The sequence below is a fragment of the Vibrio neonatus genome (assembly GCF_024346975.1).
GTDB classification, from domain to species: domain Bacteria; phylum Pseudomonadota; class Gammaproteobacteria; order Enterobacterales; family Vibrionaceae; genus Vibrio; species Vibrio neonatus.
The window spans coordinates 277,965-300,812 of sequence record NZ_AP024886.1 but is presented as its reverse complement, the minus strand read 5'-3'; the positions used below and the strand labels follow the sequence as shown (position 1 = coordinate 300,812).

Annotated in this window: 17 protein-coding genes; 12 read left to right on the top strand and 5 right to left on the bottom strand. The window is 43.7% G+C overall.

Annotated elements, in window-relative coordinates:
- Positions 1-81: 81 nt before the first annotated feature.
- From OCU38_RS14055 to cobA, 4 genes are all read right to left on the bottom strand, one after another.
- A complete protein-coding gene (locus OCU38_RS14055) occupies positions 82-1,551 on the bottom strand; it encodes a NarK family nitrate/nitrite MFS transporter (RefSeq protein WP_023404575.1) in 1,470 nt (489 codons plus the stop codon).
- A 111-nt stretch (positions 1,552-1,662) separates the two neighbouring features.
- Positions 1,663-2,007 carry a nitrite reductase small subunit NirD gene (gene nirD, locus OCU38_RS14050; protein WP_152820121.1) on the bottom strand — a complete coding sequence of 115 codons (345 nt, stop codon included), beginning with the start codon at positions 2,005-2,007 and terminating at the stop codon, positions 1,663-1,665.
- Between the two features lie 63 nt (positions 2,008-2,070).
- On the bottom strand, positions 2,071-4,644 hold the full coding sequence (nirB, locus tag OCU38_RS14045; protein ID WP_261824831.1) for a nitrite reductase large subunit NirB: 2,574 nt from the start codon (positions 4,642-4,644) through the stop codon (positions 2,071-2,073).
- A 46-nt stretch (positions 4,645-4,690) separates the two neighbouring features.
- Positions 4,691-5,503, bottom strand: coding sequence for a uroporphyrinogen-III C-methyltransferase (gene cobA / locus OCU38_RS14040; protein ID WP_261824957.1), 813 nt, complete (start codon positions 5,501-5,503; stop codon positions 4,691-4,693).
- Between the two features lie 437 nt (positions 5,504-5,940).
- Between cobA and OCU38_RS14035 the strand changes: the two genes are divergently transcribed.
- The 5 genes from OCU38_RS14035 to OCU38_RS14015 all read left to right on the top strand — a co-directional run bounded on the left by OCU38_RS14035 (position 5,941) and on the right by OCU38_RS14015 (position 13,193).
- Positions 5,941-8,445, top strand: coding sequence for a molybdopterin oxidoreductase family protein (locus tag OCU38_RS14035; protein WP_261824830.1), 2,505 nt, complete (start codon positions 5,941-5,943; stop codon positions 8,443-8,445).
- Between the two features lie 221 nt (positions 8,446-8,666).
- Positions 8,667-9,005: a c-type cytochrome gene (locus OCU38_RS14030; RefSeq protein ID WP_261824829.1), complete on the top strand. Its 339-nt coding sequence runs from the start codon at positions 8,667-8,669 to the stop codon at positions 9,003-9,005.
- An 11-nt stretch (positions 9,006-9,016) separates the two neighbouring features.
- Positions 9,017-10,429 carry a cytochrome-c oxidase, cbb3-type subunit I gene (gene ccoN / locus OCU38_RS14025; protein ID WP_152820125.1) on the top strand — a complete coding sequence of 471 codons (1,413 nt, stop codon included), beginning with the start codon at positions 9,017-9,019 and terminating at the stop codon, positions 10,427-10,429.
- On the top strand, positions 10,426-11,037 hold the full coding sequence (locus OCU38_RS14020) for a cbb3-type cytochrome c oxidase subunit II (RefSeq protein WP_174375522.1): 612 nt from the start codon (positions 10,426-10,428) through the stop codon (positions 11,035-11,037). Before ccoN ends, OCU38_RS14020 begins: the two co-directional genes overlap by 4 nt.
- Positions 11,037-13,193 (top strand): c-type cytochrome, encoded by a 2,157-nt coding sequence (locus tag OCU38_RS14015; RefSeq protein WP_261824828.1) that lies wholly within the window; start codon positions 11,037-11,039, stop codon positions 13,191-13,193. The genes OCU38_RS14020 and OCU38_RS14015 overlap by 1 nt, the downstream gene beginning before the upstream one ends.
- Before the next feature lie 147 nt (positions 13,194-13,340).
- Here the strand turns inward: OCU38_RS14015 and OCU38_RS14010 are convergent, their stop codons facing one another.
- Entirely contained in the window at positions 13,341-13,970 is a 630-nt protein-coding gene (locus OCU38_RS14010) for a heme-binding beta-barrel domain-containing protein (RefSeq protein WP_023404584.1), read from the bottom strand.
- A 595-nt stretch (positions 13,971-14,565) separates the two neighbouring features.
- Between OCU38_RS14010 and OCU38_RS14005 the strand changes: the two genes are divergently transcribed.
- The 7 genes from OCU38_RS14005 (at position 14,566) to OCU38_RS13975 (ending at position 22,737) form a co-directional block, all read left to right on the top strand.
- Positions 14,566-15,522 carry an AAA family ATPase gene (locus tag OCU38_RS14005; RefSeq protein WP_023404222.1) on the top strand — a complete coding sequence of 319 codons (957 nt, stop codon included), beginning with the start codon at positions 14,566-14,568 and terminating at the stop codon, positions 15,520-15,522.
- A 10-nt stretch (positions 15,523-15,532) separates the two neighbouring features.
- A complete protein-coding gene (locus OCU38_RS14000; RefSeq protein WP_261824827.1) occupies positions 15,533-16,537 on the top strand; it encodes a DUF58 domain-containing protein in 1,005 nt (334 codons plus the stop codon).
- A 6-nt stretch (positions 16,538-16,543) separates the two neighbouring features.
- Positions 16,544-17,038, top strand: coding sequence for a DUF4381 domain-containing protein (locus tag OCU38_RS13995; protein WP_261824826.1), 495 nt, complete (start codon positions 16,544-16,546; stop codon positions 17,036-17,038).
- Positions 17,035-18,003, top strand: coding sequence for a vWA domain-containing protein (locus tag OCU38_RS13990; protein ID WP_261824825.1), 969 nt, complete (start codon positions 17,035-17,037; stop codon positions 18,001-18,003). Before OCU38_RS13995 ends, OCU38_RS13990 begins: the two co-directional genes overlap by 4 nt.
- On the top strand, positions 17,996-19,882 hold the full coding sequence (locus tag OCU38_RS13985) for a VWA domain-containing protein (RefSeq protein ID WP_261824824.1): 1,887 nt from the start codon (positions 17,996-17,998) through the stop codon (positions 19,880-19,882). The genes OCU38_RS13990 and OCU38_RS13985 overlap by 8 nt, the downstream gene beginning before the upstream one ends.
- Positions 19,883-19,887: 5 nt before the next feature.
- Positions 19,888-21,549 carry a BatD family protein gene (locus OCU38_RS13980; RefSeq protein WP_261824823.1) on the top strand — a complete coding sequence of 554 codons (1,662 nt, stop codon included), beginning with the start codon at positions 19,888-19,890 and terminating at the stop codon, positions 21,547-21,549.
- Positions 21,550-21,960: 411 nt separating this feature from the next.
- Entirely contained in the window at positions 21,961-22,737 is a 777-nt protein-coding gene (locus OCU38_RS13975; RefSeq protein WP_261824822.1) for a transposase, read from the top strand.
- Positions 22,738-22,848 lie beyond the last annotated feature (111 nt).

Below are 22,848 nucleotides of genomic sequence, written 5' to 3'. Positions count from 1 at the left end.
AACCTTGATGTGAAAGCATGCGTTAAAATATAGCCGCTATCCACCAAGATTGAACTCTTTCCTACCTAGTTAGATTCCTGTCTAGTTAGAGACGTCAATTAAGGTCACACTACCGTCCTTATTCACCTCAGCAATCTTACCAGTCGGCTCTTCCATGAAAATCAAAGTTACAAAGCCTAGTACCGCCGTTGCCGCAATCACGTAGAAGAAGGTTTGATAATCAACAAAAGAGAGAATGGTTAAATAAGTCACCGCGCCCACATTACCGTACGCGCCTGTCATACCGGCAATCTGACCTGTCATTCTGCGTTTAATTAGAGGAACCGTTGCAAACACTGCACCTTCACCCGCTTGTACAAAGAATGAACATAGCATAGCCGCGGCTACTGCAAGCCATACTGGCCAGTGACTGCCCACTTGCCCCATCAAGAAGTACCCAACCGCAAGACCTGCTGTAAGGATTAATAATGTTGGTTTACGACCAAATTTATCGGAAATCCAACCGCCACCTGGACGCGACATTAAGTTCATAAAGGCATACGCCGATGCCACCATACCGGCAAGTACCGGAGTCAGTTCAAAGGTTTCAGCAAAGAATAGCGGCAGCATAGAAACCACGGCTAACTCAGAACCAAAAGTTGCAAAATACAGCACGTTCAGCACCGCTACTTGCTTGAATTTATATTGGTGGATCTCTTCTACAGGCTTTTCAAATACGGTTTTATTGACTTTCCATACTTGGCTCACTTCCAACAAATAAAGCGCCGCCAAGCCTGCATAGATGCAGTTTACAATAAAGTCTGACAGCATACCGATGCCGCTAGGAGACAGTTTCCATGCCAATAAACCTAACACCGCATACATTGGGATTTTCATGATCAATAGGAAGAAGAAGTCGCCTTTTGAAGTCACTTCCATCGCGGTCACATGCTTAGGTTTAAAGTAAGTTGAGCCTTTTGGTGTATCGGAAACTGAACGATAAAAGATAACTGAGAACACTAAGCTCATTAGGCCTGTAATTGCTACCGCGTAGCGCCAACCTTCATCACCGCCAAACAAGATAGCGATTGTCGGTAGAGTAAATGCCGCAGCGGCAGAACCAAAGTTACCCCAGCCGCCATATATGCCTTCAGCGGTACCCAACTCATTGTGCGGGAACCATTCTGAGACTAGGCGAATACCAACCACAAAGCCTGCACCAATAAAGCCGAGTAAGAAACGGGCAATTGCAGCCTGTATAAAGGAGTCGGCAAAGGCAAACATAAAACACGGGATGGAACACACCGCCAGTAGCGCTGAATAGACCAATCTTGGGCCAAACCTATCGGTTAGCATACCGATAACCACACGCGCCGGTATAGTTAGGGCGACGTTTAAAATCAATAAGGTTTTGATCTCTTGAGTACTCAGCCCTAGTGTCTCTTTTACCATTTGCAATAAAGGTGCAAAGTTAAACCAAACCACAAAGGTAATAAAAAAAGCCATCCAACTTAAATGTAAGACTTTCATTTTTCCGCTAAACGAAAACAGAGAAAATTTACTGTTATCCATAATATAAATCCTTTTTTTGTTGCTTAATTTAAGCGACAGCTTCCTGCTTAAATGGTGAAAAATTTACTTGCTCGCCGTTCATTACAATGAAAGGCGCTGCAGTGACAGGCATTACGCCGCCACCGCTTCACTGACCTGAATTTGAATTGCTCCATCAATGAGACGCACTGGGTAGGTTTTTATCGTGCATTCTGGTTTTTCAATGCATTGCCCCGTCTGCAAATTGAAGTGCTGTTTGTACAAAGGAGACGCCACGCAAGGCTCACCTTCAAAGCAGCCTATGATGCCTCGTGAAAGCACTTGCGCTTTACCAATTGGGTCATAGTTTGAAATAGCGTACAGCGTGTTGGTGCGCTGATAATTAAATACCGCTATCTGTCTGCCATTAACAAGAGCACAGACTCCGACATTAGGTGCGATATCTTGTATATCGCAGATCGTTTGCCAATTATTCATATTCTCTCTCCTTGATAAAAATGACGTCTATTTCGCATAAATTTATATTGTCGGTTTTAGCCACTAGTTCACCTCAACCACATCGATAATTTGTTCACTACTTTGGGTATTGGATGAGGAATCAACAGTGCTACTAGGGAATCGCTGCTCACGTTCCGACACAAAGCTCAGCGTGTCATCGCGTTGCTCACTATTGATAAAATGGCTAAATCGCTTCAGTTTTTCTGGAGACTGCAAAGTGGTTTTCCACTCACATTGGTACTGATCGATAGTGTTTGCCATCTCTTTTTCAAGCTCTGCTGCAAGGCCCAGTTTGTCGTCAACAACTACTTCTCTTAGGTAATCTAAACCGCCTTCAAGGTTTTCCATCCATACCGAAGTACGTTGCAAGCGATCAGCGGTGCGAATATAAAACATCAACATGCGGTCGATATATTGAATCAGGGTGGCTTCGTCTAAATCGGTCGCCAGTAAGTCAGCATGACGCGGACGCATGCCTCCATTACCACACACATACAAGTTCCAGCCGTTTTCGGTGGCTATGATGCCGACATCTTTAGACTGAGCCTCAGCACATTCTCGGGTGCAGCCAGAGACCGCAAATTTGATTTTGTGAGGAGAGCGCAGGCCTTTGTAGCGGTTCTCTACATCAATGGCTAAACGTACACTGTCGCCCACGCCATAACGACACCAAGTGCTACCTACACAAGACTTCACAGTACGTACGGATTTTCCGTAGGCATGTCCGGTTTCAAAGCCAGCATCTACCAGTTTTTGCCAAATAATCGGTAAATCATTGAGCTGCGCACCAAATAGATCCACACGTTGACCACCGGTGATCTTGGTGTACAAATCAAACTCTTTTGCCACTTGTCCCAACACAATTAAGCGATCTGGAGTGATCTCTCCTCCAGCAATGCGTGGCACCACTGAATAAGTACCGTCTTTTTGCATATTGCCTAGGTAGATATCATTGGTGTCTTGCAGCTCCATATGCTCGTTTTGCAAAATATAGTCATTCCAAAACGAGGCTAATATTGAGCCCACGGTTGGCTTACACACTTCACAGCCATGGCCTTTGCCATACTGGGCTAAAAGCTGTTCAAAGGTTTTGATCTGATTGACTCGAACAATGTCGCTAAGCTCTTGACGCGAATAGGCAAAGTGCTCACAAAGGTCGTTATTCACTTCCACACCTAAGCTCAGCAGTTCTGCATCTAACACTTGTTTTGCCAGTGCACTACAACCACCACAACCTGTTGAGGCATTGGTGGTTTCTTTAAGCGAAGCCATAGTGTTACAACCCGCCTGCACCGCCTGCTTGATATCGCCTTTGGTGACATCAAAACACGAACAAATCACCGCGCTATCAGGCAAGGCATCCACGCCCATTCCCGCAGACTCTTCGCCCGCGACATTGGGTAAAATCAATACCGATGGATTGGCAGGCAAAGGCATATCATTTTGTTTCATCTGCAATAGCGTGCCATACGCCTCAGCATCGCCCACCAGCACTGCGCCAATGATCTTTGAGCCATCCTCAGAGACAATTAAACGCTTATATATTTGATCGATTTCATCACTAAAGGTGTACGACTGAGCGCCTTCAGTTTGGTCGTGCACCTCACCAATACTGGCTACATCTACGCCCAGTAATTTCAACTTGGTGCTCATATCCGCGCCAGTAAATGCTGTGCTATCAGCCTCTTTCTCATCTTGTAATAAATGCTGAGCAGCCACTTTCGCCATTTGATAACCCGGTGCGACCAAACCAAAAATCTTGCCATCCCACAAGGCACATTCACCTACTGCATACACATCTTTAGCACTGGTTTGGCAGTAATCATCAATCACTATCCCGCCACGTTCGCCAATTTCAATATCGGCTTGTCTTGCCAATTCGTCTTGCGGACGAATACCTGCCGAAAACACAATCATGTCGGTTTCTAGATGCGTACCATCGGCAAAATTCATACGATAACGGGCGTTTTCTCCTGCCACAATTTCAGTGGTGGCTTTTTCGGTGTGCACCGAAACGCCTAACGATTCGATTTTTCTGCGCAGCAGTGCGCCGCCGCCAGCGTCTAACTGCACTGCCATCAATCTTGGAGCAAATTCAACAACATGTGTTTGTAGTCCAAGCTCTTTAATAGCATTGGCCGCTTCAAGCCCGAGCAAACCACCACCCACGACCACGCCGCTTTGACTTAACTTGCTCGACTCTTCAATAGCATCTAGATCTTCTAAAGTGCGGTATACATGACAGTGTTCACTGTCGTTACCTGGAATCGGTGGCACAAATGGGTAAGAACCTGTCGCCAGCACTAAGGTGTCATAAGGCTCAACTCGGCCGCTCTCAGTGATGACTTGCTTAGCTTGCGTATCAAGCTTTACCACCTTGTCACTGACGACAAATTTAACCCCGTTTTCGTTGTAGTACCCTTCGTCAGCAAGCATCAACTCTTGCGCGCCATTGCCGGTAAAATAAGAAGTAAGATGCACGCGGTCATAGGCAAGACGTGGCTCTTCGGAAAAGGTAATGATGTCCAAATCATCGTTTTTTTGCTGTAACAAGTTTTCGATATATTTGTGGCCAACCATTCCGTTACCAACAACGACTACTCTTTGCTTATTCATAATTTTCATTCCTTGAAATCTAAATTTATCTCACTTGAGCGCGAGGTTACGCCGTCAATGGCAACACTTGTTTGCGTTTAGTTTGCTGTAACTGGTGCTGAGTCAGCTGGCTAAGCCAATTCATCTGCTCTGCAATAGACACGACTTCACCCACCACAATCAGCGCTGGGGATTGAATTTGATGTTGAGTTTTAAGTGCGGTGAGCTGATCCAGTTTGCCAATATGTACGCGCTGCTTAGGGGTACAACCGTTTTCAATGAAAGCAACCGGCGTTTCTTTACTCATCCCGCCCGACACCAGTTTTTCCATCAACATATCGGTTTTACTTAGGCCCATATAAAAAACCAAGGTTTGCTTGAGCTGCGCCAAAGCATCCCAATTAATATCTAACTTCTTATCTGCATGCGCGGTAATAAAAGTACAGCCTTGCGCCAAACCGCGATGCGTTAAAGGAATATTGGCATAGCTAGTACAGCCCGACGCGGCAGTAATACCGGGAATAACATCCACTTCGACACCTTGCTTGGCCAGCATTAGCATCTCTTCACCGCCACGACCAAACACAAACGAGTCACCGCCTTTCACTCGGCAAACGTGCTCACCTTTTAAGGCTGCATCCAATAGCAAATCATTAATATCTGGCTGAGTCGCACTGTGTTTGCCCTTTGCTTTGCCGACAAAAACGGTCTTTGCATTTTTAGGAAACAAGGCTCTAATTTGTTCGCTGACCAGATTGTCATACATAATAAATTGAGCTTGGGTGATCGCTCGGTATGCTTTTACTGTGAGAAGATCTGGGTCACCAGGGCCTGCTCCAACTAGGGTTACACGCCCTACATAATTTGCTTGTCTTTGCATCATATTGCTCCTCAATCTCTTCACCGCATCTTGTTTCGCGTATCGCTTATTTAAAAACGACTAATTTTGTCAGTGCTTCTGAGAGGGAGCTTGCAATTTAGATACCAACATTAAATAAACAGTCAAAAATAAATTAATAAGCCATTAATAAACAATGAGTTACAGGGCGTACATTTCATTAACCAAACCAACAAAACTAATCAACAAACATCCAGAACAACAAAAAATGACCCTTTGCGGTGCAATAAGACTCAACTTGGTGCATATAAAAGTAAACCTCATTATTTATAACTCAAAAACAATACCACTTTAGTAGTAGGTGCATTTACAAGCATTTGATAATAAAGTGTTATTTTTATATTTATTGAATTTTAGCAACTTGGTTTGATTTTTGCTTGTTAACCAATAGAGATAAAGATACCAATTAAGGATTAGCTATGACTTCGCAAGATGAAGGATGGATCAAAACGACCTGTGCATACTGTGGTGTAGGCTGCGGAGTAGAAGCAAGGCCTAAACTGTCTGGCGAGCTTGAAATAAGAGGCGATAAATCCCATCCGTCCAATTACGGTAAGCTCTGTACTAAAGGCATTGCCCTTGGGGAGACGGTCATTCACGACGGACGCTTACTCTCTCCCACCCTAAAAACAGAGCAAGGTGATCAAGCAATCACTTGGGACGAAGCCACTACAAAAGTCGCAGCAGGCTTTGCTCGCACCATACAAGAGCACGGCGCAGATTCGGTAGCGTTTTATGTCTCAGGACAACTGTTGACTGAAGATTATTACGTCGCTAACAAGCTCATCAAAGGTTTTATGGGTACCGCCAACATCGACAGTAACTCACGTCTATGTATGGCCTCTTCTGTCGTGGGGCATAAACGAGCCTTTGGTAGCGATACTGTGCCGATTTGCTACGAAGATCTTGAACAAGCGGAAATGGTAGTGATAGTAGGCTCAAACCTTGCGTGGTGTCATCCAGTGTTATTTCAGCGATTACGCACCGCAAAACAGTCCAATCCAGCGCTCAATATCGTTGTTATCGACCCAAGAAGAACCGACACCTGCGATATAGCCAATACTCATCTGGCTCTGGCATCAGGCTCAGACGTTGCACTCTTTAATGGACTGTTGTCCCACCTTGCTAAAAACGAGGCTCTAGATGATGCCTTTATTGCCTCGCACACCTCTGGTTTTGATAGCGCAGTAAGCAAGGCGCATGCTCAATCGGATATTGAACAAATCACTCAATTAAGCTCCCAACAGCTGGAAGACTTTTACCAGGACTTCACCAATACCGAGCGCGTGGTGACGATTTACTCACAAGGGGTGAACCAATCCAGTAGTGGTTCGGATAAAGTAAATGCCATTCTTAATTGTCATCTTGCGACTGGCAAAATAGGTAAAGCAGGCAGTGGTCCCTTTTCTGTGACTGGTCAGCCAAACGCGATGGGTGGCCGAGAAGTCGGCGCGCTTGCCAACACGCTCACCGCGCACATGGAATTTGATAACCCAGAACATATTCGTTTGGTAAGTGATTTTTGGGATACCGATAATTTAGCGACAAAGCCCGGTTTAAAGGCCATTGAACTGTTTGACGCCATTGATTCTGGCAAAATAAAAGCAGTTTGGATCATGGCGACCAACCCTATGGTTAGCCTGCCAAATTCAGCCAAAATTAAATCCGCGCTGAGCCGATGTCCACTAGTGGTGGTGTCCGACTGTATTGCTGATACTGAAACCACACGTCTGGCTGACATCGTATTGCCTGCGCAAGGTTGGAGTGAAAAATCGGGTACAGTCACTAACTCGGAGCGTCGCATCTCTAGGCAGAGACGCATTCTTCCAAGCCCGGGACAAGCCAAACCAGATTGGTGGATCATCAGCCAAGTGGCAACAAAAATGGGTTATCAGCATGCCTTTAACTACCAACACGAAGGCGAGATTTTTCGAGAATATAGCCAATTAACGTGTGTGGATAACGACAAAGGTCAGCGAGATTTGAATCTGATTGGCTTAACCTGCTTAAACGATCAGGGTTATAGCCAATTAACCCCGCAGCAGTGGCCTGTTAGTAATCAGCAACAACAAATCGTTAATCAAAGGCTGTTTAGTGATGGCCGTTTTTATACCGAAGATGAAAAAGCGCGATTTATCCCGGTTGCTTTTAAATCCCCTATCGCTACAACAGACAAGCAAGCGCCTTTAATATTAAACAGCGGGCGCGCGCGCGATCACTGGCATACCATGAGTCGTACCGGTCTGTCAGCAAAACTTGCCGAACATACCAGCGAACCTTATGTGCAAATTCACCCAGATACCGCAGTCAAATTTGCCATTCAAGATGGGCAACTGGCTTGGGTTGCCAATGCACAAGGTAAGAGCTTAGTGCGCGCTTGTGTCACTACTGATGTCTCAACTCAGCAACTATTTATGCCGATTCATTGGAATGACACCACCGCTAAAAATAGTAAGCCTTGCACTCTAATTTCCAACACCACAGATGCTATTTCTGGGCAACCCGAATTTAAACACTCCGCGGTCACTATTGCGCCATTTATAAGCCGCAGTTGCGCCATTTTTATCTCCAATAAAACTATTTCATTAAGCGGCGTGGATTATTGGGTAAAACAAAAAGTAGCAAACGGTTATTTGTATCGTATCGAATCTCGCAGCTCAGTGAGCCAATTAGCTTCTCTATTAAAACCACATTTGCAAACTCAAAATCTGCGACACATCAGCAATGAATCTAGCCAAGAGGGAGCGCGTTGGATCACTTTAAATGAAGAGCGTCCAACACAACTGCTTTGCGTACAAAAAAGCTTTAATAACAATGAAATAGAAGAGATTAAACAGGCATTTAATCAGCCATTAACGTTAATCGAAGCCAACGAAATCATTCATACATCGAGCCTAAAAAAGGCTCAATTAACACCCGTATAAACTGACAGATTTTGGCGTTATTTTACTTATCTAAAAAATGAGATTAATTACCACTAAATGCTATTGATAATTAATCTCATTTTTATCTTATATATTAATCACCTAATTGCTTAATATATTCAAGCAAAGCAATGCCTTATCAGAATACTTAACTATACTTTTGCATAACGTTACATTTCCTCCAACACGCAGTATGGAGGCTCGGAAAAGGATTTATACCGATGAGACTGTTTGTATTAGCAATTTTAGGGTTTAGTGCCAGTGTCTTTGCACAAGATGATGGCACAACACAAGATGCCCAATTTGAAGTAGGTAAAGCCAAGGCAAAAGTATGTATGACGTGCCATGGTGAAAACGGCATTTCAACCTTAGATCCCTACCCTAACCTTCGTGGTCAAAAGCTTGGGTATCTGATCTCCTCCCTTAAAGATTATAAAGCCAGAGAGCGAACCAGTGGCCTAGCCATTTTAATGCAGCAACAAGCTGACTCGCTATCTGATCAAGACATTGAAGACATTTCGTACTTCTTCTCAAAGATCGGTCAAGAACCTCAGCAGTAAAGGATTAACTGATGGAAAACGAAACCACGGTGTACAGCACCAAGGTCGTCAAATATTTTGTAGTGGCGTCCGTCACATGGTCAATCATAGGTATGATTGTTGGGGTGGTACTTGCCGCGCAACTGTATTGGCCGGTACTTAATTTTGATTCTGAATATTTTCAATTTGGTCGACTGCGCCCCTTACATACCTCGGGGGTAATTTACGGATTTGTGGTCAATATTTTGATGGGTGCTTCGCTGTATATTGCGCAGCGCACTGGGCAATGTGGGCTATTTAATAAAAGCCTAGCATGGATGGTATTTTGGGGTTGGCAGTTGGTTCTGTTACTGGCTGTATTATCGTTACCTCTGGGCTACACCACTTCAAAAGAGTATGCCGAGCTTGAATGGCCAATCGACCTTCTTATCGTATTAGTTTGGGTGCTGTACGCCATCCTTTTCTTTGGCACTATAGCCAAAAGAAAGGTCAATCACATCTTTGTTGCAAACTGGTTTTTTGCCGCATTTATTATTGTGATTGCACTGATCTTTGTCATCAATAACCTTGCGCTACCGGCCTCACTCACCAAATCATACTCGGTGTTTGCTGGCGCGCAAGATGCCATAGTGCAATGGTGGTGGGGACACAATGCAGTGGGCTTCTTGCTGACCGCTGGCGTTATCGGTATGAACTACTACTTCATACCTAAAGTCTCTGAGCGACCAATTTATTCCTATCGCCTTTCTGTGATTCACTTTTGGGGATTAGTCGGTTTTTACACTTGGGCAGGCACGCACCATCTTATTTACTCTTCTGTGCCTATTTGGGTGCAAAACATTGGCATCGTGATGTCATTGATTTTATGGCTGCCATCTTGGGGTGGCGCATTTAACAGTGCCATGACCCTATTGCAAAATAAGCAAAAACTGAAAAACGACTACATCATGATGTTTTTCTTCTCCGCCATCCTTTACTACTGTTTGGCGACCTTTGAAGGCCCGTTACTGGCAATTCGTTGGTTTAACATGATGGCACATAACACCGAATGGATTATCGGCCACGTACACTCAGGCGCTTTAGGCTGGGTGGGCATGTCAGGCATTGCGGTGTTCTACTACTTCATCCCGAAATTGTGGGATAAAGACAAGCTCTGGTCTACTCGACTGATCAAATGGCACTTTTGGTTAGCCCATGCCGGGGTGGCAATTTATGCCATTGCATTGTGGGTGGCAGGCATTGGTGAGGGCTACATGTGGCTTGCTCAAAATGAAAATGGCGAACTGATTTACAGCTTCGTAGAGGCGATGAATTTTAAAGCGCCATGGCTATTCCTGCGCTTCTTTGGTGGTGCCTTGTTTGTACTTGGCTTATTCCTGATGGTGTTCAACCTGTATAAGACCGTCACTACACCAAAGTTTGTACTTAAAAGGGAGGCATCATAATGAGTAAGGATTTCACACAGTCAGTTTTTATTCTGATCATTGCCACCATAGTGGTAGCCTCGTTTTCTATCTTGGTTCTGATTGTGCCAAACATAGTCAGAGGCCCAGAGTTGGCGGCAAATAGCCAAGCCAAACCTCTGACCGCAATTCAAGTAGCGGGACGTGATATCTACATCAGCGAAGGGTGTCACGTTTGTCACACGCAGATGGTGCGCCCTATAGAGCCTGAGGTAAAACGTAATGGCCGCGCCAACCAAGAACCGGATGACATCTATGAGTTTCCAAACCTTTGGGGCTCAAAACGTACTGGCCCTGACTTAACTAACCTAGGTCGAAAATATTCTGACCAATGGCATGTTTTGCATTTAGTGAATCCAAGAGACGTTATCCCAACCTCAATTATGCCGTCCTATCCGTGGCTGTTTGAGCAAAAGCTTTCCGGTGATGATATTACCGACAAAATGCGCACGCTGCGCACCCTTGGGGTGCCGTATAGCGACAACGAAATTGCCGATGCTCGTCTGCAAGTTCGCGGTAAAACCAAAGGCGAAGCGCTTATTCATTATCTACAAAGTTTAGGGGTTGATACAGCAGAGGAGATCCAATAATGAGTAATTTCTGGAATCTATGGGCTGTTATCTGCACGATTGTTTTTTTGCTATTAATGGTCAGTATCATCGTCAAATATTGGCGAAAAAACCATGACGCTGATGCCAATAAGGCACTCGGTACCTTTGATGGTATCGATGAAAATGACGCCCCTCCGCCTAAACTTTTGTTTATTAGTTACTTTGTGGCTTTTTGTTTATCAGTCGGGTTTTTAGTGCTTTATCCCGGTCTTGGTAACTGGGAAGGGCTAATGGGTTGGAAGCAAAGCGATGACAAATTAAGCTCACCAACCACTACCCTTGATCAACAGTTTGCCTCAGTAAGCGATACTTCACTGGCTAGCCTGGCGCAAAACAGTGACATTACAGACTCAGGGCGAATACTGTTTCAAACCCATTGTGCCGCGTGTCATAGAGACAACGCTCAAGGTCAGAAGCACTTCCCTAACCTAATCGACAATGATTGGCTCTATGGTGGTAGCGATGAAGCTATTCTTCACTCCATCGAAAAAGGCCGTAATGGCGCGATGGCAGGCTACAACGAAATACTCAATGAAGATGAAATATCAAAGCTTTCTTACTTCTTAGCGTCGTTGAATCAACGTCATACCGATGTTCCGCCCGTAAAAGTAGAACTTGGGAAACAGCTGTTTAAACAATATTGTTCGGCTTGTCATGGCGATGGCTCTGAAGGCAACTTTGATATTGGTGTACCAGTGCTCTCTGATGATATCTGGCTACACGGTGGTAGCATTGAAGAGATCCAGCATACGATTAAGTTTGGTCTGAACAACGTGATGCCGGCCTTTAATAAGCAACTGACTCGCAACGAGATTTTAGCCATTGGCGCCATGCTAACTAAATCTCGAATCGATGCGGATGCGCATATTGCTAGCCTAGATAGTGAGGCAATTAAGCGTGGTGAATACTTGGCTCATGCCGGAGATTGTGTGGCTTGTCACAGCGCCGAAGGTGGTGAACCTTTTGCAGGCGGACTGCCGTTTGTAACGCCATTTGGCACCGTTTATTCGACCAATATTACCCCTCATGCAAGTGAAGGTATTGGTGAATACAGCTATGAAGACTTTAAAGCAGCATTGGTTGACGGTAAAGGTCGTCATGGCTATTTATATCCAGCAATGCCTTACACCTCATATCAATACGTCAAAGAACAAGACATGCAAGATATGTGGGAATACCTGCAGTCGATCACTGCGGTAGCAAGACGCAATGACGACAACAGCATGATGTTCCCATCCAACATTCGACTTGGATTATTGAGTTGGAATATTGTCTTTATGGATACCGCACCACTTAAATATGAAGTGCCGGCAGAAATCAAAGGCAGCGTTGATGATGTTGAAAAATGGCAACAAGGCAAATATTGGGTGGCAGGTTTAGGGCACTGCTCTGAATGTCATTCACCTCGAAACCTTGCACAAGCTATCATCAGCGATCGTATCTTCCAAGGTAATATCATTGATGGTTGGAATGCACCGGATATCACTGCCAATGAGCTGTATATCGATGGCTGGGATACGCAAGTACTTACTGACTTCTTACACACTGGACACTCCGATAAAGGAACCGCTTTTGCCGGTATGGCCGATGTGGTGAAAAACAGTTTGAGCTTGATGACCCGAGATGATGTTGAAGCGATGGCGTATTACCTCATTAAAGGTGACACCAATAACTTTGTTAGCGCGGATGCAAAACCTCTACAACCGAAAGGCTTTGATGAAAGCGCCTACAATTCAGACATCTACCCTATCTATCAGCAAACCTGTGGAGCCTGTCATGGCGCTGATGGTAAAGGACGCGATCCAATTGCACCGGCACTGCTTAATAACGGCATTATCATGCACAGCGACCCATTTAACACCATAGCGGTCACCGTGCGCGGACTAGAGCCGACCTATTTGGTAGAAGATAAAAACTTTATGCCAATGGTGAGTTTTGAAGATGTACTCTCTGATCAAAAACTGGCTGAACTGATCACCTTTGTTCGCTACCACTTAGGGGCAAGAGACATTGTCGTTTCAGAAGAAGATGTCAAAGAGGTACGGGAAACTCTTGAAAAAGCAGGTTATGCAGGCGGCGTGCACACCACTCCAGATATGTACGACCAGCGAGATCGCAACATTAATATCAAATAGAATTGATATTGAGAAAACGTCACATTAAGTGATAAGAAAAACCCCAAAAGAAATTTTGGGGTTTTTTATTAGCGGAAACTTTAAGCAATCTAGGTCTTGTTGTAGGGCAGTTTGCTAAGACCTTTTCCTAAAACTCACTAGCTGTGATTATTTTTTTACTCGTTCTAGGACAGAAGAATCGGTATGTGCAAAAGCGTTGCCGTAAATATCGAGTGCAGTTGTTTGCGAGTAAGTTAAAGTATCGCCGTCGATTTTAATATTCATCGTAAAATCAGTCGTTGATGCATTTGCCGTCATGTAGTTAGACTCAGCAATACCACGAGCGGCTACTTTTAGAGTCATCTCGTTGCCCGCAGGGCCTTCAGCTGTTACACAAGTGGTTCTAGGCACACAGTAAGAGTTGTAAACCATCTGGTTGTCTTTATCGTAAATTAGGTATCCACGCTGGTCGTGGAATTTTGTATCATCTAATTTACGGAAAACTTCTTGCTTGTAGTAAAGTGCTACTAGATATTGCTCACTAGCATTTTTTGCATCAGCCGCGACTTCAAAAGTCATTACTTCATAGAAAGGGGTAATTGCAGGAGCCCCCTTACCTTGAGTTGTTCCTTCTTGTGCAGGGGAAATATCAACACCACCACTTTCCACTGATTTCCAAGTACCGACAAACTGAGCTAATGGTCCAAAATCTAGGCCATTAATAACGGTGTTATCGTGATCAGCAAGGGCGCTACAAGGGGCTAATAAAGCGAGTGCAATTATAGACTTAAGTTTCATGTCGTATCCATTTATTGTTGTTGTTAATGACTCGGCAATAATAACGAAACCAAATAATAAATAAATTAACGAAACTCACTTATCTAACCACGTTAACAAACAACTATGTAACTAAGTGTAAGAAAAACATGAATATAAAATCATTAGCTAACTATGCACTTAGCTAATTTAACCTATAAAAAAGGCAATAAAAACAAAACCTAACGTGGCTCACACTTTCATATGCATTTATTACATCAGTAAACCATTGCAACACATCAGACCAATAAATGTAAATACTTTCCCATTTACGTAGCCGTTAACTTGATATATGCACGGAAACCAACTACCTCGCATTAGTTGACTGCTTTCCAACATTGCAATGATATCTTGCATGTCTAGTTTTTCATCGACGGGAGTGATTAGCTAATTAATACCAATCACTTATTTAGTACGATTGGTATCAAACCCTTGAACTGAACCTGATGTGCCCAAATCTAAGATATAGAAACTAGGTTAATTTTTATTATCGATAAAACAATGACCTAACTAGGGAACTTTTTCTCGGATCTTTCATCTATTATTTATCGCTTTGCTCGCAACAAGGAACAATTACATGCCAGCGCAGTCTTTCCAGCAACTACAACGCTACTTAGAAACCCAAGTTATTGGTCAGGACAATCTTGTTAAACAACTGCTTGTCGCACTTCTCGCCGATGGTCACATTTTGGTAGAAGGACCTCCTGGATTGGCAAAAACTCGCGCCGTAAAATCATTGGCTGACTGTATTGAAGGGAGTTTTCATCGAGTTCAATTTACCCCAGATTTACTACCATCAGATTTAACAGGTACCGATGTTTACCGTCCAGAGACAGGGGAATTTCAGTTCAAGCCCGGCCCTATTTTTCATTCATTAGTCCTAGCGGATGAAGTGAACCGTGCTCCAGCTAAAGTACAAGCGGCCATGCTTGAAGCTATGGCTGAAAAACAAATCAGTGTCGGACAAACCACATATCCACTGCCTGAACTGTTTTTAGTGATGGCAACGCAAAACCCAATCGAGCAAGAAGGTACCTATCCGTTACCTGAGGCACAATTAGACCGTTTTTTACTGCACCTAGAAGTGGATTATCCAAATGCGCAAAGCGAGTTGGATATTTTGCGCTTAAACCGCGGCGAAGCTTTGGGTGAAGTGAGTACCTTTACCCACAAATTGTCACAGCAAGATATTTTTGAAGCGCGTCGTCAGGTACTGTCTATTCACATGGCAGAAACCATCGAGAAATACATCATACGTTTGATTATGGCGACCCGTGAGCCAAGCGCTTATAGCGAACAGCTCAGCAACTGGATAGAAATGGGCGTAAGCCCGCGCGCCACCATTGCACTCGACCGTGCGGCTCGTGCCAATGCATGGCTTTCAGGGCGCGACTTTGTTAGCCCAGAAGACATCCATGCCGTCATCTACCCAGTGCTTCGTCATCGCTTATTGTTGACTTATCAAGCTCAAGCAGAAGGCATCAACGGCAATAAAGTCATCGAAGAGCTTCTGCGCACTGTAGCATCAGCATAAGGCAACAAGCATGTTTGAAGGTTTAAAAGCGCATGCTTTTTGGGGCGCGAGTGCCCATCGTTCGCATAAAACAGAGCAGACGTTATCGTCTGCTCACCTGCCCGATAGCACCAATGGCGTAACCGTCAGTATTGATGAACTGAGTTTTTATCAACTGCATGGAAAACGCTGGCAACCACCAGCCAAAAGCCTATGGTCACAACTCAACGGGCAACATTCTAGCTCACGCAAAGGACGCGGAATGACGTTTTCGGAAGTGCGTCAGTACCAAGCAGGCGACGATGTGCGCCAAATAGATTGGCGCGTAACCGCACGCACAGGAAAAGTGCACACCAAACTGTTCACCGAAGAGCGTGAACGTCCCGTAGTTTTATTTCTAGATTTAACCCCGAGCATGTTCACAGGCACACAACTACTGCTTAAATCAGTACAAATGTGTCACCTTGCCAGCTTATTAGCATGGATAGCCATCGCCAACAAAGATCGCGTCGGCGCTTTCATCCGCTGCGGCAACCACATCACAGAAATAAGGCCATCCACCTCTAAAGTCGCCCTACTGCAACTGCTCAATAAACTGTGTGAAGTGCATAACCAAGGACTATTTGGTCAGCTTGATAACGTCAAGCCTGAACAAAACGATTCTATGCAAGTTATCGCCAATCGCTGCAAAAAAGGCAGTGAATTAATCATTTTAAGCGATTTTTCTGCCTTCTCTGAAGCTGACATTAAACTGGTCACCCAGATATCAGCCCACAACAGAGTAAGAGCAATCCAAATATACGACCCAATAGAAATGGGGGACACCCATGCTAAAGGCGTACAAAAACTGCAAGCAAAAGAGCATATCGTTTCTGTTAACTTATCCAGTCATAAAGCCAAAAATGCCATTAAAAATGCGTTTGAACAGCAGCAACAATTATTGACTGAGCAATTAAGTCAGTACGGTATCGCACTTTCTCAGATTTCAAGCGGTACACCGGTTTTACAACAACTTTTACATCATTCACTTAAGTAATTATCCATGACCCAAACCAACCAAGCACACACACTCCCTCTTAAATCACTTCACCTACCACCCGAGCCAAGCGCTTGGCCTTTGGCTTGGGGATATTGGGGGGTATTGGCGTTAGTTGTGATTGTGCTGCTGGCCGCTTTTATTACGCATAAGAAAATACGCAACCGTAATCGAGCTAAAAAGGCGGCTTTACTCATACTCAATCAACCCGCGCATCAACTCACTATCTCGGAAGCACAAGAGTTATTGCGCCAAGCAGCATTGAGTTACTTTCCACGAGAAGATATCGCTAATTTGACCGGCGATGAATGGCTGTCCTTCTTAGACTCGCAGTTATCAACGCCTCGCTTTATGGCTAAAAACGAACAATGGCAAATAGGACTTTATTCTTCTGGTGTGAATGAACACCACACTAACCTTGCGCTAATCGAGGACTGTGCTTATTGGCTTGAGCATGCCCTTCCTCCTAAAAGAAAATATCGGAATTGGAATGAATCATGAGCGGTTTTACCTTTGAATGGTGGTGGATGTTCTTTGCATTACCTCTGCCTTATCTCGCATTTCGCTTTCTAAAAGAACAACCAGCAAACGCACTCGTTGTCTTACCACACCTGTCACAAACCGCGACGGTACAAGACAAAAGTACCCGACTGGCTAAAATTCTCGCTATTTTGGCATGGGTTTTATTAGTTACCGCTAGCGCGCGACCTGTTTGGTACGGTGACCCTATCGAAATACACCCTAAACATCGCGATATGATGCTGGTTATTGACCTCTCTTACTCTATGAGTCAAGAGGATATGCAGCAGGGTAATGACTACATTGATCGTTTATCGGCGGTTAAGCATGTGGTTTCAAACTTTATTGATAAGCGTTCAGGGGATCGCTTAGGATTGGTTTATTTTGCCGATCATGCTTATTTGCAAACACCATTAACCTTCGATAGAGAAACAGTAAAAGAGCAGCTAAATCAAACGGTTCTGAAGCTAATCGGCACTCAAACTGCGATTGGGGACGGGATTGGGCTTGCCACCAAAACCTTTGTCGATAGCGATGCGCCGCAACGTGTCATGATTTTACTCAGCGATGGCAGTAACAATGCTGGGGTATTAGACCCTATTCAAGCAGCTGAAATTGCCAAGAAATATAAAGCGACGATTTACACCATCGGCGTAGGTGCAGGCAAAATGCAAGTGCAAGATTTCTTTATGACTCGCACCGTAAATACCGCTGAAGACCTAGATGAAAAATCTTTAACCAAAATTGCAGAAATGACGGGCGGGCAATACTTTAGAGCCCGTGACGCAAAAGATTTGGAACATATCTACGACACAATCAATAGCTTACAACCTATCCAAAAAGCTACTCAATCTTGGCGCCCAAGAAACGAGTGGTTTATGTGGCCAGCACTCATTGGTTTCTTGCTGGTCATGGTCACTGTTGTGATAAGGAGAAATGATGTCTAATTTTGAATTTCTTTATCCGCAAGCATTTTGGCTTGTAATACCTGTGCTAATCCTACTTACTTGGATTAAAAGTAGTTCGGCAAGCTCGCAAATGATCGCAAAACATTTAGCCAACGCGATGAGAGATAAAGTGCCACAAAAAAAATGGTCGTATGTATGGCCTTCGATTTTTTCTGCGCTGTTGATCATCGCATTGGCAGGCCCAAGCTTTGAAAAACAAAACATTCCGGCCTCTCAATCTGCTCATGCACGCGTGTTAGTGCTAGATATGTCTCGTTCGGTATATGCCAACGATATAAAACCAAGCCGTTTAGACCAAATCCGATACAAAGCGCAAGATATTTTGCCTTTATTTAAGCAAGGGCAAACTGGATTGGTGGCATTTGCAGGTGACGCGTATACCTTGAGTCCTCTCACCACTGATGCCGCAACATTGGCTAATTTGATACACAATCTATCTCCCGACATTATGCCCATTCAGGGAGCAAGAGCCGATCTTGGAGTAAAACAAGCTATTACCATGATGAAGCAAGCAGGTCTTAACAAAGGTGAAATCCTGTTATTTGCCGATGATCTTGATCAAAGTGAATTAGACAATATCAAAGAGTTACTCAACCACGGTCAATGGTCGTTATCTGTATTAGCCTTTGGCTCCACAGACGGCGCACCAATTCCGCAAGCTGATGGCTCACTATTAACCACCTCAACTGGCGCCACTGTTATCGCAAAAACACAATTCAACCACTTAAAATCCGCCGCCAGCATAGGAAACGGCCACTTCGCCCAATATCGCCACGACAACCAAGACATCGCCAACCTAGTCACAAACTCAACCTTCGATACCTTAACCTCCCCAAAAACGGGAGACACCCATAAAAAACAGCAGATAGAAGCAAAGATCAATAACGGCTTTTGGTTGATGCCTTTCGCTCTATTGTGCTTGCTACCTTTATTTCGCAAAGGCTTAGTGTTTTCCTCCGCGCTACTCTTTATCGGCCTAGGGTTGAACACTAATAATGCTCAAGCATCAACCTTAGATAACGCCTTCTCAAATTCAAACCAACGCGGATATGCTGCCTTTCAGAAAAAAGACTTTTCTGGTGCCACCCACTCATTTAAAGACTTTAAATGGAAAGCTGCCGCTCAATATAATGCGGGCGATTATGCGGGGGCGATTGATAGCTTAAAGGGATTTAAGGATATCGACTCTATTTACAATTTGGGGAATGCGTACGCTCAACATGGTGACTTGGATAAGGCGATTGAAAGCTATGAAGCTGTGCTTAAACAAAACCCTGATCATGCTGATGCGAAATACAATCTTGATCTTGTCAAAAAGCAACAGCAACAGCAACAGCAACAGCAACAGCAACAGCAACAGCAACAGCAACAGCAACAGCAACAGCAACAGCAACAAAAGTCTGGCGATAAGTCACAGCAGAGTCAATCTAAAGACCAACAAAATAACGGTCAAACCGATAATAATAATCGCCAGAAATCTGAACAAAATCAGGCATCTAGTAAGCCTCAATCTAGACCCCAAAAGCAGGATTTAGATAAGGGACAAAAAAGTAAAAAATCGGAGTCTGAGCAAAAAGCTGAACAGAAAAGTAAATCGGAAAAAGATCAGCAAAAACAAGCTCAAGTGAAGCACAGTCAGCAGGCTAAGGAACCCGAAAAGTCGACTCCTGAAGGTAAAAAGACTAAGCCGCTGTCTTCAGCATCCAAAGGAAAAGCTCAGCAACAGAAAGTTGATCCAGATATGAGAAAATTAGAACAAGTAGAAAGTGTTCGAGACCCGAGTTATTTGCTTAAAGCACAGATGCTACTTCAAGCAAAACATAAAGAAACACCGGCATCAAATGGGAAAAGTTGGTAGCGATAATGATTAAATTTAAATCCGTTATTTCCACGTTCGCACTTACTACAGGCTTACTCTGTAGCTTTTCGTCGTGGGCTCTTAGTGTCACCGCAAGTGTCAGCAAAACGACAGTCACCAAAGATGAAATCATTCAACTAAAAGTAGCAGCAGATGAAAAGCTCGATAGTGACAGCATTAATCTAAATATTTTATCTGATAATTTTTATGTCAGCCGACCAAGCTTTGGCTCGTCTGTAAATATCATGAATGGTAAACGTACCGATAGTAGCGTATGGACGGTATCTATCGCGCCACGTAAAACGGGAACACTGACCATTCCTGCTTTTAATATCGAGAACGAAAAAACGGCGTCAATTACTTTAAAAGTTACGGCAAATGCACAAACACCTGATACTAAAGATCTTATTGAGGTTCGTACTAAGTTAGATAGAAAAGAACTCTATCCAAATGAAAGCACCACCTTAAATACTCGAATTATTGTTAAAGTTGATCCTCGCCTTTTGCAAAACCCTAATTTAACGCCGCCAAAGGCATCTGGTTTGCAATTAAAAGCATTGGCAGAACCTAAGCAATATCAAGCGGTTGTTGATGGTGTGGAAGTACTTATCATAGATCAAGCATTTCGTGTGACAGGCACGACAAGTGGTGAGTTTACGATCAATGCACCAACACTCTCTGGCGCAGTACGTTATGGAAACCGCCAAGGTAGCAGCCACATTATATCTTTAGATGACAAACCTAAGCAGATAGCGATTAAAGTACTGCCTATTCCTGATAACTATCATGGGCAATGGCTGCCAACATCTAAATTGGTTCTATCTCAAAATTGGCAATTAGACAATAACAAAACCTTCAATAGTCAATCAGTTACGATCGACGCTGGTGACTCACTAACCCGCACTATTAGCTTGACAGCAACAGGGCTTACCTCTGCGCAATTACCAAATCTAACCATAGAAAATCCAAACGCTTTTCGTGTATATAGTGAAAAACCAAGCTTTGTAGAAAATGATGACGGTAGCGTTACCATGAACACCAAGCAAGTATTAATCTCCAAACAAAGTGGCGAATACACATTGCCAGACGTCACCGTACAATGGTGGAACTCAACAACTAAGCAAGCACAAACAAGTCATGTTGATGGACTAAATATAAAGGTAAACCCTGGCGACAACCCAGAAACTCTGCCCGTACAGCCTCAACCCACAACAAGGCCACCCATGAATTTAGATGCAAACTTAGCCGCGCATCCACAAAATATGGACACCCACACCAACGACAATAGATTATGGCAATTATTAACCGCTCTATTTGCTGTGTTATGGCTATTTTCCACCATCATGTGGCTACGAGCTAGACAATACAACTCAACTCCTAAACAGCCATCTGATACAAGCCACATCGAAGGTGATCTACAACGTCAGCTTATAAAGGCGATACAACAAGGCGATTCTATAAAAGCTCAAGATATACTAGAGCGCTGGCTAAAAGCTGAAGATATTAAGCAAAAAGATACACTCGCAATAAAAATGCAAATAGCTCTTATGAATCAAGCGTTAATAGGAAAAGACTCGAAAGAATGGGACAGCTCTACGCTAATCAAAATGATTAAAAATGCTGAAAGTAACGGAAGTAATAAAGAAGATGCTCTTGCTCGACTTTAGTTATTATCTATTGATTACCGCCTTCATTTGAGGGCGGTTTTTATCAGGACACCTAATCAAACCTTTCAAAGCCCGCATATAAATAAGCCCGGTTGCGGACTTAATTAAGCCACCCACTATAAAAACCATACTTAAATCACTCTACAATGGATAACAGGTTTTCCATTATTCACCTAGACTGCAATAAATTATCGATATTGGAGTCATATGATGCCCCGTCCTCGCAGAACCCAAATAAGTATCGAAGACACTCCTTATTATCACTGCTGTAGCCGAGTGGTCCGCAGAGCCTATCTTTGTGGTCATGACTCTTATTCAGGAAGAAATTATGACCACAGGCGAGCATGGGTTGAATCGCGGCTAATCAAACTTGCTAGTATATTCGCCATTGATGTCGCGGCATTTGCTGTTATGTCGAATCACCTGCACGTTATATTGCGAATTGATGTCGATATGGTCAACAATTGGAGTGACCAAAAGGTAGTGGAACAATGGCATAAGCTATTCAAAGGTGATGAATTGACTCATAAATTCACCAAAGGTGCATTAATAGAGAAGTTTGAAATAACCACTCTCAAACATAGAATTGCAACCTATCGTAGCCGCCTGTGTGATATTAGTTGGTTTATGCGCTGCCTTAATGAACCAATAGCGAGACGAGCAAATCAAGAAGATGAATGTACTGGACGATTTTGGGAAGGCCGGTTTAAGTCACAAGCGTTACTTGATGATGCTGCACTTCTCGCGTGTATGGCTTATGTAGATTTAAATCCCATCAGAGCTAAATTAGCCAAAACCTTAGAAGACTCAGAGCATACGAGTATTCAGCTTCGTATTCGTTCAGCGCTAAAAGGAGAACAGCCCAAACCTCTATTGCCCTTTATAGAAAGTGAATTTAATCATCAACCAAAGGGGATTTCATTTTCACTGAAAGAGTATCTCCGACTAGTTGATACTACAGGCCGTATGCTTCAAGAAGGAAAGCGCGGAGCAATTGATGAAAAAAGTGTTCACTTGCTGACAAAATTAAATATATCTCATGATAATTGGCTAAAGCTTACATCAGATTTTGGCAAAATCTTCCACGGCCCAGTCGGTACGCTAGAGGAACTGACCTGCTACTGTGGACACCTAGAGAAAAAGAGGCGTCACTTTTTAACCTGCTGCCAGTACCTTCACGTTAGTTAACCAATGCCCTAACCTTATATTTCTACTTATAGCAGAATGAGGCTATAGGTCAGTTAACTACGTTTCTGAAATAAATTTCTAGTTCAAATCCTCACAACTCTTAGCTGATGA